Here is a 14,285-nt window from a genome sequence, read left to right as displayed (position 1 = left end):
CCGGCGTTCGGGTGCGCGACACCACAGGACGGCGCGCGAGGGGATTGTCGCGCCTCCCGGGTGGGGAGTAGTGGTCCAGACCTTCTTGCGGCGCAATGAGTGAACGGAAGGGGACGACCGTGGCGGGACAACGGCACACGGCCTTACGGCTGGCGGCCTCACTGCTGCTCCTGACGTCGGCCGCGGGGGGAGCGGCGGGAGCCGGGCCCTCGGAACGGCCGGCCGGTCCCGGTGAGGCCGACGTGCCGGCCGGGGGGTTCGGCGCGCTGATCCCGGCGCCGGTCTCGGCCGAGCCGGGCGGTGCCCCGTACCGGATCACCCCCGGCACGGCGATCCAAGTCGAGGACAGTCCCGAGGTGCGCGCGATCGGCGTCTACCTCGCGGAACTGCTGCGGACCTCCACCGGCTACCGCCTCCCGGTCACCAGCGGGGGCGGGGGCGACGAGGGGGCGGCCGGCCGCGAGGCCGCGGCGGCCGGTGTCGGGGACGACGCCGGGGACGACGCCGGGGACGACGCCGGGGATGAGTCGCGCGCTGCCGGGGACGGCGCCGGGGGCGAGACGGGCGGTGCCGGGGACGGCGCCGGCGGCATTCGGCTGCGGCTCGCGGACGGTCCCTGGGGTGAGGAGGGCTACCGGCTCACCAGCGGCCCCTCGGGGGTGACGGTGACGGCCGGGCGGCCCGCCGGGCTGTTCCGCGGCGTGCAGACGCTCCGTCAGCTCCTGCCGCCCGAGGTGGAGGCCGGCCGGGTGCGGCCCGGTCCCTGGCAGGTGCCCGGCGGCGTGGTCGAGGACCGCCCGCGCTACGCCTACCGCGGCGTGCACCTGGATGTGGCCCGGCACTTCTTCACCGTCGAGCAGGTCAAGCGGTTCATCGACCGGATCGCGCTGTACAAGGTCAACACGCTGCACCTGCACCTCACCGACGACCAGGGCTGGAGGCTGGCGATCGACTCCTGGCCCCAGCTCACCGCCGTCGGCGGGGCCACCGAGGTCGGCGGCACGCCCGGCGGCTACTACACGAAGGACCAGTACCGGGAGATCGTCGCCTACGCGGCCTCCTGCTACCTGGAGGTCGTCCCGGAGATCGACCTGCCGGGCCACACCAACGCCGCGCTCACCTCCTACGCGGAGCTCAACTGCGACGGCGTCGCGCCGCCCGCGTACACCGGGATCAAGGTGGGCTTCTCCTCGCTGTGCGTCGGCAAGGAGGTGACCTACGACTTCGTGGAGGACGTGATCCGCGAGGTGGCCGAGCTCACCCCGGGCCGGTACCTCCACATCGGCGGGGACGAGGCGCACTCCACCCCGCACGAGGACTACGTCGCCTTCATGGCGAGGGTGCAGCCCCTGGTCGCCGAGCACGGCAAGACGGTGATCGGCTGGCACCAGCTCACCGCGGCGGAGCCCGCGCCGGGCGCGCTGGCGCAGTACTGGGGCTACGACGCCACCGAGGAGGAGGAGCGGGCCCGGGTGGCGGAGGCGGCCCGGGCCGGCACCGGGATCATCCTGTCGCCGGCCGACCGGGCGTACCTCGACATGAAGTACACCGACGGGACGCCGCTCGGACTCGACTGGGCCGGGCTGGTGGAGGTCCGCAGGTCCTACGACTGGGACCCGGCCACCTACCTCGCGTCCTCCGGCGTACCGGAGGAGGCGGTGCGGGGCGTCGAGGCGCCGCTGTGGACGGAGACCTTGAGCACGCCGCAGGAGCTGGAGTTCATGGCCTTCCCCCGGCTGCCGGGGATCGCCGAACTGGGCTGGTCGCCGGCGGACGCCCACGACTGGGACGCCTACCGGGTGCGGCTGGCCGCGCAGGCGCCGCGGTGGGACGCGATGGGCCTGGACTACCACCGGTCCCCGGAGGTGCCGTGGCCGTCCGGAGACACCGGGGGGTCCGAGGAGGCCAAGGGGTCCGAGGGGGTCCCGGCTGCGGGGTGAGCCGTCGGGCGGCGGACGCGCGGGAGCCCCCGGAGGACCGTCTCCGGGGGCTCCCACGGCTGCCCGAGGGGGAGGCAGCGGTCAGGCCACCTTCTTGGCGTTCTCGATGGCCTCGGCAAGGTTGTTCAGCAGCGGAGTGCACTTGGCGTAGGACAGGATCGGCTCCGGCGAACGGGCGATGACCTGGCCGGCCTTGACGGCGGGCAGCTTCTTCCAGGTCGCCTCGGTGATGTCGGCCGGCTGGATGGCCTGGGCCCGGTCGTCCATGATGATCACGTCGGCCTTGTACTTGTCGACGTTCTCCCAGCTCAGGCTCTCGAACCAGCCGCCGCTCTCCTTGATCGCCTTCGCGTCCGGCTCGACGATGTTCACCCCGAGGGCCTTGTAGTACTCGAGGTCGATCGAGAGGTTGTGGGTGGAGACGTAGAAGAGGTCGGGGGAGGCGGAACCGGCCAGGACGCGGATCTCCGGGCGGGCCTTCGCGGCGGCCTTGAGGCGCGCGGCGGCCTCCTCGAACTTCTTCTTCGCCTCGACGACCTCGGCGGCCTTCATGTCCGCGCCCAGCGCCTCGGCCAGCGCGGCCATGCGCTCCAGGGACCTGGTCATCTGCACGTCGAAGACGGAGACGCCCACGCTCGGGGCGAACTTGGCGATCTGCTTCTCGGACTCCTCCGGCACGTACCAGAGGGTGCCCGCGCCGTCGAACATGGTGGAGACCAGGAGGTCGGGCTTGAGGGCGGCGTACTTCTCGACGCTGAACTCGCCCCAGACGTTGCCGATGACCTTCACCTTGGACACGTCCATGTCGCCGGCCTGGACGTCCGGCCTGCCGTCCTTGGTGGTGGTCGGACCGAAGACGCCCTTGACCTGGACGCCGTAGTCGTACAGCGCGGCGCCCACGCCCGTGAAGGCCACGATGTTCTGCGGCGCCTTGTCCAGCTTCACCGTGGTGCCGCGGTCGTCCGTGAAGGACCACGGGCCGGAGGCGGCCTCGCCCTTGTCCGCACTGCCCTTCGCCGGCTCGTCGTCACCGCACGCGGCGAGGACGGCGCCGAGGCCGAGGGCGCCGCCGGCTGCCAGGATGCCGCGGCGGGTGGGGTGGGAGGGACGGACGTGGCGCATGGGTCACTGCTTTCGAACAGGGCGGACGGCCGCCGGACGATTCGAGGCAAGGTTAGCCTTACCTTCATTGGCTTTGTCCAGGGGGTGGCGGTCCGCGGTTTTTCGGCACGTCCGCCGGTGGCGAGGCCCGGCGGCCGTCCCGGCAGCCCGCTCGCCCCGACACTGCCGGGTCCGGGCACTGCGCGCCGCCCCGCGGGGATGCGATCATGCGCGGCACGGGGGTCGTCGGCCCGGGCGGGCTGCGGACCCGGGCCTGACGGGCTGTAGGTCTGCGCGCCGTCGGGCCTGTGGACGTGCGGGTCCGGTGACCTGACGGCCCGACGGATCGGACGCGAGAGCTCAGGGGGTGGGCGCGTGGTCACGTTGCCGAGGCAGGGCGAACGGTCGGGGACGGAACCGCACATGCTGGTCTGCGGCGACGACGGGCTGGCCCCGCGGCTGGCCGCCGAGCTGCGGGACGTCTACCGGCAGCGGGTGGTCCTGGTGGTGCCGGGGGAGCGGACCGAGGACGCCGGGACGCTCGCCTCCACCGTCTCCCGCGCCGCCGCGCTCCTGGGCCGCTGGGGCCAGGGGCAGGCCCAGCCGGGGCCCGACGACTCCCAGCCGGGGCTCAGCACCCCGGTGCTGGAGCTGCACGCCCCCCGGCCGGGCGCGGACGTGCTCACCGAGGCGGGCGTGGAGCGCGCCTCCGCGATCGCGCTGCTCTACGAGGACGACGAGACCAACCTGCGCGCGGCCCTCGCCGCCCGCCGGCTCAACCCCTCGGTCCGGCTGGTGGTGCGGATGTACAACCGCAAGCTCGGCGAGTACATGGAGGAACTCCTCGACCAGGCGGCCCTGATGGCGCGCCCCGGGCTGGACCGGGCCACCCTGGAGGCCTCCACCACCGTCCTCTCCGACGCCGACACCGCCGCTCCCGCCCTCGCCGCCACCGCCGTGGCCGACACCCGCCGCGTCGTGCAGGCCGACGGTCTGCTGCTGCGCGCCGCCGAACGCACCCCGCCGCGGACGGGGGAGGCCGCCGACCCGGGCCTGTGCACGCTGGCCCTGCTCTCCTCCACCACCGCCGACCCCGCGGGCGCCGAGGGGTCCGACGCCAGCGGCCCGCAGGGTCCGCGCCTGCTGCCCGACGACGCCGAGGTACGAGCGGCCACCGGGCGGGGCACGGTGGTGCTGGACGCGGTGCGCCGCACCGGTCCCGTCCTGCCGCCGCGCCGGCTGGCCCGGCGGGGGGCGCCGCTGTCCCGGCTGTTCTCCCGGCGGCTGCGCTGGGCCACGGCGGGCGTGGTCGCCTCCGTGCTGGCGCTGGCCGTCGCCACCATGGTGCTCACCGACATGGGGTTGCTGTCGGCGACCTACGTCTCGTTGCTCGACCTCCTCGGCATCGGCGACCCGGCGACGGGCCAGTCGGCGTCCCGTCAGATCCTGCAGCTGCTCTCCGGCCTGGTCGGCCTCGCCCTGCTGCCGCTGCTGGTGGCGGCCGGACTGGAGGCGCTGGGTACCTTCCGCGGCGCGGGCGCGCTGCGGCGGCCACCGCGCGGGCTCTCCGGGCACATCGTGCTGCTGGGTCTCGGCCGGGTCGGCACCCGGGTGCTGGCCCGGCTGCGGGAGCTGGACATGCCGGTGGTGTGCGTCGAGCAGTCCGCCGAGGCACGGGGCGTGCCGCTGGCCCGGGACCTGGGGGTGCCGGTCGTGCTGGGCGACGTCGGCGAGGCGGGGGTGCTGGGCGCGGCCAAGATCCACCGGGCCGCGGCGCTGCTGGCGCTGACCAGCTCCGACACCACCAACCTGGAGGCGACGCTGGCGGCCCGCTCGATCGCGCCCGAGCTGCGGGTGGCGCTGCGGCTGTACGACGACGAGTTCGCCACCGTCGTCTACCGCACGCTGCGGGCCGCGCATCCGCGGGCCGTCACCCGCAGCCGGAGCGTCAGCCACCTCTCCGCGCCCGCGTTCGCGGCGGCGATGATGGGACGTCAGGTGCTGGGGGCGATCTCCATCGAACGCAAGGTGCTGCTGTTCGCGGCGCTGGTGGTCGGCGGGCACCCGCAGTTCGAGGGGCGCACGGTGGCCGAGGCGTTCCGCGCGGGGGCGTGGCGGGTGATCGCCCTGGACACCCGGCGGCCCGAGGCCCGCCGCCCCGACCTGGCCCGCGAGGCCCGCCCGGACGGCCCCCAGCTGTTGTGGGACCTCCACCCGGGGTACGTCCTCCAGCGGGACGACCGCATCGTGCTGGCCGTCACCCGGCGCGGCTACGCGGAGATCCTGAGCACCACCCGGGGCGCCACGGGCTGAGCGAACCGCCGGTCGGTGCGCGGGGGCGCCCTGCCGGGGCCGCAGGGTCGCTGCGGGCCCCGGCAGGGGGACGTACGGTCAGGCGTCGGGGTCAGCCCGGGAGGCCCATCTCGCGGGCGATCAGCATCCGCTGGACCTCGCTGGTGCCCTCACCGATCTCCAGGATCTTGGAGTCACGCCACATGCGGGCCACCGGGTACTCGTTCATGAAGCCGTACCCGCCGTGGATCTGCGTGGCCTCCCGCGCGTTGTCCACCGCCACCGTCGAGGAGTACAGCTTGGCGATCGCCGCCTCCTTCTTGAACGGCTGCCCCGCGACCATCCGCGCCGCCGCGTCGTGCCAGGCGAGGCGGGCGGTGTGCGCCTTCATCTCCATGTCGGCGATCTTGAACTGGATGGCCTGGTTGGCGCCGATCGGGCGGCCGAACGCGTGGCGCTCCCCGGCGTACTTCACCGACTCGTCCACGCAGCCCTGCGCCAGACCGGTGGCCAGCGCGGCGATCGCGATCCGGCCCTCGTCGAGGATCCGCAGGAACTGGGCGTAGCCGCGGCCCTCCTGGCCCACCAGGTTGGCGGCCGGGACCCGGACGTCGGAGAAGGAGAGCTCCCGGGTGTCCGAGGCGTTCCAGCCGACCTTGGAGTAGGGGGCGGCCACCGTGAACCCGGGGGTGCCGGAGGGCACGATGATCGCGGAGATCTCCGGCCGGCCGTCCGCCTTGCGGCCGGTGACGGCGGTGACCGTGACCAGCCCCGTGATGTCGGTGCCGGAGTTGGTGATGAAGCACTTGGAGCCGTTGATCACCCACTCGTTCGTCGCCGCGTCGAGCCGCGCGGTGGTGCGGGTGGCGCCCGCGTCGGAGCCGCCCTCGGGCTCGGTCAGGCCGAACGCGCCGAGCACCTCCCCGGAGCACAGCCGCGGCAGCCACTCCCGCTTCTGCTCCTCGGTGCCGAACAGGTGGATCGGCATGGCGCCGAGGGAGACACCGGCCTCCAGGGTGATGGCGACCGAGGAGTCGACCCGGGCCAGCTCCTCCAGGGCGACGCCGAGGGCGAAGTAGTCGCCGCCCATGCCGCCGTACTCCTCGGGGAAGGGCAGGCCGAACAGGCCCATGCGGCCCATCTCGCGGACGATCTCGTAGGGGAACTCGTGCCGCTCGTAGAAGTCGCCGATCTTCGGGGCGACCACGTCGTGGGCGAACTCCTCGACGGTGCGGCGCAGCTCCTCCAGCTCCGGGCTGAGGCGGCGGTCCATGGGGGTGGCGGTGGTGGCGGTCATCGCGTCACTGCTCCTGGTGGGAGAGGGCTCGGACGGTGCGGGACGGGCTGGGCCGGCCCAGTTGTTCGGCCATCCACACGCTCGTGGCGGTGAGACGGCCGAGGTCGACCCCGGTCTCGACGCCGAGGCCCTGGAGCATCCACACCAGGTCCTCGGTCGCGAGGTTGCCGGTGGCGGACTTCGCGTAGGGGCAGCCGCCGAGGCCTCCGGCGGAGGCGTCGACGGTGGTGACACCGTGCTGGAGCGCGGCCAGCGTGTTGGCCAGCGCCTGGCCGTAGGTGTCGTGGAAGTGGACGCCGGTCGCCTCGACGGGGACCCGGGCGTCCTTCAGCGCCGTGAGCACCGCGGAGACATGGCCCGCGGTGGCGACGCCGATGGTGTCGCCCAGGCTCAGCTCGTCGGCGCCCATGTCCATCAGCGCCCGGCAGACCCTCACGGCCTGCGCGACGGGGACGGGGCCCTCCCAGGGGTCGCCGAAGACCATCGAGACGTAGGCGCGGATCCGCAGCCCCTCGGCCCTGGCACGCGCGGCGACCGGCTCGAACATGGCGAGCGACTCGTCGACCGTGCGGTTCAGGTTGGCCTTGGCGAAGGACTCGGTGGCGCTGGCGAACAGCGCGACCGTGCGCGCGCCGAGCGCCAGGGCCCGGTCCAGGCCGCGCTCGTTGGGTACCAGCACCGGCAGCTCCACCGGCAGGTCGCGGACCATCGGGAACAGCTGCTCCGCGTCCGCCAGCTGCGGCACCCACTTCGGGTGCACGAAGCTGGTGGCCTCGACGGTGGACAGCCCGGCCCCGGCGAGGCGGCGGACGAACTCCGCCTTCACCTCGGTGGGAACCGTCGCCTTCTCGTTCTGCAGGCCGTCCCGGGCGCCCACCTCGTAGATCCGCACCCGGGCGGGCAGGCCCTCGGCGGGCACCCGCATGGGCAGGGCGCCCGGGCCGGTCGTCGCGTCGGCGGTCATGCCGCGCCCTCCGTCTCCTCGTCGGGGGTGATCACGGCGAGCACCTGGTCCATGGCGACCGCCGTGCCGGGGGTGACGTCGAGCTCGGCGACCGTGCCGGAGTGCGGGGCGGAGATGACGTGCTCCATCTTCATCGCCTCGACCACCAGCAGGCTCTGCCCGGCCTCCACCCGGTCGCCGACGGCGGCCTTGACCACCGTCACCGTGCCGGGCATGGGGGCGGTCAGCGAGTCGGCGCCCGCGCGGGCCGCGCCGGTCAGCGAGGCCGCCACCGGGTCGTGGTCACGGACCTGCCAGGCGTCGCCCTCCCGGCCGAGCCAGTCCCCGGCCCGGTGGAAGGTGTGGCGGACGCCGTCCAGGGTGACCGAGACGCTGCCCTCGCCGACCTCGTGGTGGGCGGCGTCGGCCCGCACGGTGTGGGTGACCGGGTCGAGCCCGGGGACCTGGAGCGGGAAGCCGAGCGGCCGGTGCGCCTCGGGGCCGCCGATGCGCCAGCCGCTGGGCACCGCGAACGGGTCCGTCCAGCCGCCTTCGGCGGGCGCGGGCGCCAGCTGGTCGAGCCGGACGGCGGCCGCCGCCTCGTAGACCTCGGCCGGGACCCCGTCGGGGACCAGCGCGTCCGCCTCGCGCTCCACGAGCCCGGTGTCCATCTCGCCGGACACCACGTCCGGGTGGGCCAGCAGACGGCGCAGGAACCCGGCGTTGGTGGGCACGCCCAGCACGACCGTGTCCGCGAGGGCGGCGCGCAGGCGGCGCAGGGCGGTGGCCCGGTCCGGGCCGTACGCGATCACCTTGGCCAGCATCGGGTCGTAGAGGCTGCCCACCTCGGACCCCTCGGCCAGCCCGGAGTCGGTGCGCACCCCGGGGCCGGACGGTTCGCGCAGCAGGAGGACCCGGCCGCCGGAGGGCAGGAAGCCGCGGGAAGGGTCCTCCGCGCAGATCCGCGCCTCCACCGCGTGGCCGGTGAGGGTGACGTCCTCCTGGGTGAACGGCAGCAGCTCGCCGGCCGCCACCCGCAGCTGCCACTCCACCAGGTCCAGGCCGGTGACGAGCTCCGTCACCGGGTGCTCGACCTGGAGACGGGTGTTCATCTCCATGAAGTAGTAGGAGGAGGGGTCGTTGCCCGGGACGATGAACTCCACCGTCCCCGCGCCGACGTAGCCGCAGGAGCGGGCCGCCTGCGCGGCGGCCTCGCCCATCGACGCCCGGGTCTCCTCGTCGAGCAGGACGCTGGGCGCCTCCTCGACGATCTTCTGGTGCCGTCGCTGGAGCGAGCACTCGCGCTCGCCCAGGTGCAGGACGTTGCCGTGGGCGTCGGCCAGCACCTGGATCTCGATGTGCCGGGGGCGGTCGATCCAGCGCTCCACCAGCAGCGTGTCGTCGCCGAAGGAGGCGCGGGCCTCACGGCGCGCCGCGGCGATCTCCTCGGCCAGCGCGGACTCCGCGCGGACCAGGCGCATGCCCTTTCCGCCGCCGCCCGCGCTGGGCTTGAGCAGCACCGGCATGCCGATCTCCCGGGCCGACGCCGCCAGCTCGTCGTCGGTCAGACCGCTGCCGCTGGAGCCCGGCACCACCGGGACCCCGGCCGCGCGGACCGTCTCCTTGGCGCGGATCTTGTCGCCCATCAGGTCGATCGCCGAGGCGGGCGGGCCGAGGAAGACCAGTCCGGCGTCGGCGCAGGCCTGCGCGAAGCCGGCGTTCTCCGCGAGGAAGCCGTATCCCGGATGGACGGCCTGCGCGCCGGTGCGCGCGGCGGCCTCCAGGATGCCCTCGACGCGCAGGTAGCTCTCGCCGGCCGGGGCCGGCCCGATCCGCACCGCCGTGTCCGCGGCGCGGACGTGCGGCGCCCGGGCGTCGGCGTCGGAGAAGACCGCGACCGAGCGGATGCCCAGCTCGCGCAGCGTCCGGATCACCCGCACCGCGATCTCGCCGCGGTTGGCGACCAGCACCGTGTCGAACATGCCCTGCCCCGCCTGCCCTGCCTCGGGCTGTGTCGTACCGAGCTGCGTTGTCCTGATGCGTGCCACGTGTCCCACCCCTTACATCCGGAAGATGCCGAACTTCGGCTCGCCCAAGGGGGCGTTGCCGCAGGCGGTCAGGGCCAGGCCCAGGACCTGCCGGGTGTCCAGCGGGTCGATCACGCCGTCGTCCCACAGGCGCGCCGTCGCGTAGTAGGCGCTGCCCTGCTCCTCGTACTGGGCGCGGACCGGGGCCTTGAAGGACTCCTCCTCCTTGGCCGGCCACTCCTCGCCGCGCGCCTCCAGCTGGTCCCGCTTGACCGTGGCCAGCACCGAGGCGGCCTGCTCGCCGCCCATCACCGAGATCTTGGCGTTGGGCCACATCCACATGAAGCGCGGCGAATAGGCGCGCCCGCACATGGAGTAGTTGCCGGCGCCGTAGGACCCGCCGACCACCACGGTCAGCTTGGGGACCCGGGTGCAGGCCACCGCCGTGACCATCTTGGCGCCGTGCTTGGCGATGCCGCCCGCCTCGTAGTCCCGGCCCACCATGAACCCGGAGATGTTCTGCAGGAACACCAGCGGGATGCCGCGCTGGTCGCACAGCTCGATGAAGTGCGCGCCCTTCTGGGCGGACTCGGCGAAGAGGATGCCGTTGTTGGCGACGATGCCGACCGGGTGGCCGTGGATGCGGGCGAAACCGGTGACCAGCGTCTGCCCGAACTCCGACTTGAACTCGGCGAACTTCGAGCCGTCGACGATCCGGGCGATGATCTCGCGGGCGTCGTAGGGGGTGCGGGAGTCGACCGGCACCGCGCCGTACAGGCCCGCGGGGTCCACCTTGGGCTCGACGGGGGCGACGGCCTTCCACGGCAGCTCCCGGCGTGCGGGCAGCGTCGAGACGATGGTGCGCACGATGCGCAGCGCGTGCGCGTCGTCCTCGGCGAGGTGGTCGGTGACGCCGGACGTGCGGGAGTGCACCTCTCCGCCGCCGAGCTCCTCGGCCGTGACCACCTCACCGGTGGCGGCCTTCACCAGCGGCGGACCGCCCAGGAAGATCGTGCCCTGGTTGCGGACGATGACCGCCTCGTCGCTCATCGCCGGGACGTACGCGCCGCCCGCCGTGCAGGAGCCCATCACGGAGGCGATCTGCGGGATGCCGGCCGCGGACATCCGCGCCTGGTTGTAGAAGATGCGGCCGAAGTGCTCCCGGTCGGGGAAGACCTCGTCCTGCATCGGCAGGAAGGCGCCGCCGGAGTCGACCAGGTAGACGCACGGCAGGCGGTTCTCCAGCGCGACCTCCTGGGCGCGCAGGTGCTTCTTCACCGTCATCGGGTAGTAGGTGCCGCCCTTGACCGTGGCGTCGTTGGCCACGACCACGCACTCGCGGCCGCTCACCCGGCCGATGCCGGCGATCACCCCCGCGGCGGGCGCCTGCCCGCCGTACAGCCCGTCCGCGGCCAGCGGAGCCAGCTCCAGGAAGGGCGAGCCGGGGTCGAGCAGGGTGTCGACCCGCTCGCGCGGGAGCAGCTTGCCGCGCGCGGTGTGCCGCGCGCGGGCCTTCTCGCCCCCGCCCAGGCGGGCCGCGGCCAGCTTGGCGCCGAGCTCCTCCACCAGGGCGCGGTGGGCCGCCTCGTTGGCCCTCCAGGCGTCCGAGGCGGGATCCGCCGCGCTCTTCAGCTCCGGTGCGTCGTCCATCTACGAGCTCCCTCAGGTTAGCGCTCGTTAACCGATTTCCTTCAGGTTAACGAGCGCTAACCGCCCTGTCTACAATTGATGGCATGGCCACCAGGACGGATGCCTCGACCCGCCGTGAGCAGATCCTCAAGGAGGCCGCGCGGCTCTTCGCCGAACGCGGCTTCCACGGCGTCGGCGTCGACGAGATAGGCGCTGCCGTGGGCATCAGCGGCCCCGGCCTGTACCGGCACTTCCCCGGCAAGGACGCGATGCTCGCGGAGCTGCTGGTGGGCATCAGCGGTCAGCTCCTCACGGGGGGCAGACGGCGGGTGGCCGAGGCCGGGACGGAGCCCGGGGCCGGCGGCCCCGGGGCGGTCCTCGACTCGCTGATCGAGGGGCACATCGACTTCGCGCTCGACGACCGCCCGCTGATCACCCTGCACGACCGCGAGCTGGACCGCCTGCGGGACAGCGACCGCAAGATGGTGCGCCAGCTCCAGCGCCAGTACGTCGAGCTGTGGGTCGAGGTCGTCCGGGACGTCCACCCCCAGCTCGCCGAGCCGCCCGCGCGGGCGGCGGTGCACGCGGTGTTCGGTCTGCTCAACTCCACGCCCCACCTGAGCCGGCCCAGGCTCCCCCACCGCGCGGCCACCGCCACGCTGCTGCACGCCATGGCGCGCGGCGCGTTCGCCTCCGCGGCCGAGGCCGCCGCCCGGGCCTGAGCCCCGCCCGGGCCTGAGCCCCGCCCGGGCCTGAGCCCGCCTGGGCCTGAGCCCCGCCCGGGCCCGTCGCGCCCCCATCCGTCCACGTCACCTCCCGTCCCGCGGCGGGGGGTGACGTGCGTTACGGACCCGTTCGGCCGTGCATCTCTGGACGAGTGTCCTACTCGCCGGTACGGTAAGACTGAGCAAGCGCTTAGCCAGATCGTGCTGCTCAGAAGCGACAACCAGCCAGGACGAAGGCGGAGGTGGCGGCGGTGCGCCGTACGGTGTTCAACGAGGATCACGAGGCGTTCCGGGAGACCCTGCGCGCCTTCATCGAGGCCGAGGTCGTCCCGGTCTACGACGAGTGGTTCCAGGCGGGCATCGTGCCCCGCGAGTTCTACTACAAGCTGGCCGAGCTGGGCCTCTTCGGCATCAACGTCGACGAGGAGTTCGGCGGCGCCGGCCTGGACACCCACAAGTTCGAGGCCATCCAGTACGAGGAGACCGCCCGCGCGGGCGTGAACTTCGGCGGCTCCGGCGTGCACGTGCTGCTCGCCCTGCCGTACATCAAGATGCTGGCCACGGCGGACCAGAAGAAGCGCTGGCTGCCGAAGTTCGTCTCCGCCGAGGAGATGTGGGCCATCGCGATGACCGAGCCGGGCACCGGCTCCGACCTCGCCGGCATGAAGACCACCGCCAAGCTCTCCGAGGACGGCACCCACTACGTCCTCAACGGCTCCAAGACCTTCATCACCGGCGGCGTGCACGCCGACCGCGTGATCGTCTGCGCCCGGACCGCCCCGGCGACCCCCGAGGACCGCCGTCACGGCATCTCCCTCTTCGCCGTCGACACGAAGTCCGAGGGCTACTCGATCGGCCGCAAGCTGGACAAGCTCGGCCTGCGCACCTCCGACACCGCCGAGCTCGCGTTCGTCGACGTCAAGGTCCCGGCCGAGGACCTGATGGGCGAGGAGAACAAGGGCTTCTACTACCTCGGCAAGAACCTGGCCTCCGAGCGCTGGGGCATCGCCTTCGGCGCCTACGCCCAGGCCAAGGCCGCCGTGGAGTTCGCCAAGCGCTACACCCAGGACCGCACGGTCTTCGGGCAGCCGGTCGCCGCCTTCCAGAACACCAAGTTCGAGCTGGCCGCCTGCAAGGCCGAGGTGGACGCGGCCGAGGCCGTCGCCGACCGCGCCCTGGAGGCCCTGGACGCCGGCGAGCTGACCGCCGCCGAGGCCGCCTCCGCCAAGCTGTTCTGCACCGAGGTCGCGCACCGCGTGATCGACCGCTGCCTGCAGCTGCACGGCGGCTACGGCTACATGAACGAGTACCCGATCGCCCGCCTGTACGCGGACAACCGGGTGAACCGCATCTACGGCGGCACCAGCGAGATCATGAAGACGATCATCGCCAAGGACATGGGCCTGTAGAGGAACCCGTACCTTTCCGCACATGAGCAAGGCACTGCAGTCGCTGCTCGATCTGCTCGACCTCGAGCAGATCGAGCGCGACATCTTCCGCGGTCGCTCCCGGTTCGCCGTCGTCCCCCGGGTCTTCGGGGGACAGGTGGCGGCCCAGGCGCTGATCGCCGCGGGACGCACCGTCCCCGCCGACCGGTTCGCGCACTCGCTGCACGCGTACTTCCTGGTCGCCGGGGACCCGGGCGCCCCGATCGTCTACGAGGTGGACCGGATCCGCGACGGCCGGTCCTTCACCACCCGGCGCGTGGTCGCCGTCCAGCACGGCCGCCCGATCTTCCACCTCTCCGCCTCCTTCCAGGCGTACGAGGAGGGGCTGGACCACCAGGCGCCGATGCCCGAGGTCCCCGACCCGGAGACGCTGCCGACGTTCGAGCAGATGATGCCGCGGCACGCCGACGCCTACGCCTCGCCGGACATGCTGGAGCGGATGCTGGCCGCGCGTGCCGCCGTGGACCTGCGGTACGTCAACACGCCGCCGTGGGGCAGCGTGGGCGAGCCCCGGGAACCCCGTTCCCAGGTGTGGTTCCGCACGGCGGGCAAGCTCGACGGGCCGCTCGACGACCCGCTGATGCACGTCTGCCTCGCCACGTACGTCTCCGACATGACGCTGCTGGACTCCGTGCTGCTCGCCCACGGGCGCGGCGGCTGGGCCGTCGGCGACGTGGTGGGCGCCTCCCTGGACCACGCGATGTGGTTCCACCGCCCCTTCCGGGCCGACGAGTGGCTGCTCTACGACCAGGAGTCGCCGTCCGCCTCCGGCGGGCGCGGGCTCGGTCAGGCGCGCATCTACACGCGGGACGGCCGGCTGGCCATCTCCGTCATCCAGGAGGGCGTGGTGCGGGTCCCGCGAGGGACCTGAGCGACACCCGGT

Annotated in this window: 10 protein-coding genes; 5 read left to right on the top strand and 5 right to left on the bottom strand. The window is 73.5% G+C overall.

The genetic code is table 11. The annotated features are described in order from the left end of the window. Nucleotides 1–119 precede the first annotated feature (119 nt). Complete coding sequence (locus ABT026_RS29925; protein ID WP_351118325.1) at nucleotides 120–1,940, top strand: beta-N-acetylhexosaminidase; 1,821 nt, start codon at nucleotides 120–122, stop codon at nucleotides 1,938–1,940. Between the two features lie 81 nt (nucleotides 1,941–2,021). Here the strand turns inward: ABT026_RS29925 and ABT026_RS29920 are convergent, their stop codons facing one another. Next, a complete protein-coding gene (locus ABT026_RS29920) occupies nucleotides 2,022–3,062 on the bottom strand; it encodes an ABC transporter substrate-binding protein (protein ID WP_351118324.1) in 1,041 nt (346 codons plus the stop codon). 402 nt (nucleotides 3,063–3,464) lie between these two features. On the opposite strand from ABT026_RS29920, the gene ABT026_RS29915 reads away from it, so the two are divergent. Continuing rightward, nucleotides 3,465–5,354, top strand: coding sequence for an NAD-binding protein (locus tag ABT026_RS29915; RefSeq protein ID WP_351118323.1), 1,890 nt, complete (start codon nucleotides 3,465–3,467; stop codon nucleotides 5,352–5,354). A 91-nt stretch (nucleotides 5,355–5,445) separates the two neighbouring features. On the opposite strand, the gene ABT026_RS29910 is transcribed toward ABT026_RS29915, so the two are convergent. The 4 genes from ABT026_RS29910 to ABT026_RS29895 all read right to left on the bottom strand — a co-directional run bounded on the left by ABT026_RS29910 (nucleotide 5,446) and on the right by ABT026_RS29895 (nucleotide 11,250). After that, a complete protein-coding gene (locus tag ABT026_RS29910; RefSeq protein WP_351118336.1) occupies nucleotides 5,446–6,606 on the bottom strand; it encodes an acyl-CoA dehydrogenase family protein in 1,161 nt (386 codons plus the stop codon). A 28-nt stretch (nucleotides 6,607–6,634) separates the two neighbouring features. Beyond that, entirely contained in the window at nucleotides 6,635–7,594 is a 960-nt protein-coding gene (locus ABT026_RS29905; protein ID WP_351118322.1) for a hydroxymethylglutaryl-CoA lyase, read from the bottom strand. After that, nucleotides 7,591–9,555: an acetyl-CoA carboxylase biotin carboxylase subunit gene (locus ABT026_RS29900; RefSeq protein WP_351118335.1), complete on the bottom strand. Its 1,965-nt coding sequence runs from the start codon at nucleotides 9,553–9,555 to the stop codon at nucleotides 7,591–7,593. The genes ABT026_RS29905 and ABT026_RS29900 overlap by 4 nt, the downstream gene beginning before the upstream one ends. A 78-nt stretch (nucleotides 9,556–9,633) precedes the next feature. After that, the gene (locus ABT026_RS29895) at nucleotides 9,634–11,250 is read right to left on the bottom strand and encodes a carboxyl transferase domain-containing protein (RefSeq protein WP_351118321.1); all 1,617 of its coding nucleotides are present in this window, start codon (nucleotides 11,248–11,250) and stop codon (nucleotides 9,634–9,636) included. A gap of 83 nt (nucleotides 11,251–11,333) precedes the next feature. On the opposite strand from ABT026_RS29895, the gene ABT026_RS29890 reads away from it, so the two are divergent. From ABT026_RS29890 to ABT026_RS29880, 3 genes are all read left to right on the top strand, one after another. Next, the gene (locus ABT026_RS29890) at nucleotides 11,334–11,951 is read left to right on the top strand and encodes an SACE_7040 family transcriptional regulator (RefSeq protein WP_351118320.1); all 618 of its coding nucleotides are present in this window, start codon (nucleotides 11,334–11,336) and stop codon (nucleotides 11,949–11,951) included. Between the two features lie 254 nt (nucleotides 11,952–12,205). Then, complete coding sequence (locus ABT026_RS29885; RefSeq protein WP_351118319.1) at nucleotides 12,206–13,363, top strand: acyl-CoA dehydrogenase family protein; 1,158 nt, start codon at nucleotides 12,206–12,208, stop codon at nucleotides 13,361–13,363. Between the two features lie 22 nt (nucleotides 13,364–13,385). After that, the gene (locus ABT026_RS29880; RefSeq protein WP_351118318.1) at nucleotides 13,386–14,273 is read left to right on the top strand and encodes an acyl-CoA thioesterase; all 888 of its coding nucleotides are present in this window, start codon (nucleotides 13,386–13,388) and stop codon (nucleotides 14,271–14,273) included. The last annotated feature ends 12 nt before the right edge of the window (nucleotides 14,274–14,285 follow it).

Origin of the sequence: Streptomyces sp. NPDC002734, from assembly GCF_040295685.1 — a bacterium.
Taxonomy (GTDB): domain Bacteria; phylum Actinomycetota; class Actinomycetes; order Streptomycetales; family Streptomycetaceae; genus Streptomyces.
Note: the sequence above shows the minus strand (reverse complement) of the source record. Positions and strands in the feature narration are given on the sequence as shown.

What these genes read in the sequence shown, in the direction of transcription:
- ABT026_RS29910 (WP_351118336.1), bottom strand. Translation starts at nt 6,606, where the DNA reads ATGGACCGCCGCCTCAGCCCGGAGCTGGAGGAGCTGCGCCGCACCGTC.
- ABT026_RS29920 (WP_351118324.1), bottom strand. Translation starts at nt 3,062, where the DNA reads ATGCGCCACGTCCGTCCCTCCCACCCCACCCGCCGCGGCATCCTGGCA.
- ABT026_RS29905 (WP_351118322.1), bottom strand. Translation starts at nt 7,594, where the DNA reads ATGACCGCCGACGCGACGACCGGCCCGGGCGCCCTGCCCATGCGGGTG.
- ABT026_RS29890 (WP_351118320.1), top strand. Translation starts at nt 11,334, where the DNA reads ATGGCCACCAGGACGGATGCCTCGACCCGCCGTGAGCAGATCCTCAAG.
- ABT026_RS29880 (WP_351118318.1), top strand. Translation starts at nt 13,386, where the DNA reads ATGAGCAAGGCACTGCAGTCGCTGCTCGATCTGCTCGACCTCGAGCAG.
- ABT026_RS29895 (WP_351118321.1), bottom strand. Translation starts at nt 11,250, where the DNA reads ATGGACGACGCACCGGAGCTGAAGAGCGCGGCGGATCCCGCCTCGGAC.
- ABT026_RS29915 (WP_351118323.1), top strand. Translation starts at nt 3,465, where the DNA reads ATGCTGGTCTGCGGCGACGACGGGCTGGCCCCGCGGCTGGCCGCCGAG.
- ABT026_RS29900 (WP_351118335.1), bottom strand. Translation starts at nt 9,555, where the DNA reads ATGTTCGACACGGTGCTGGTCGCCAACCGCGGCGAGATCGCGGTGCGG.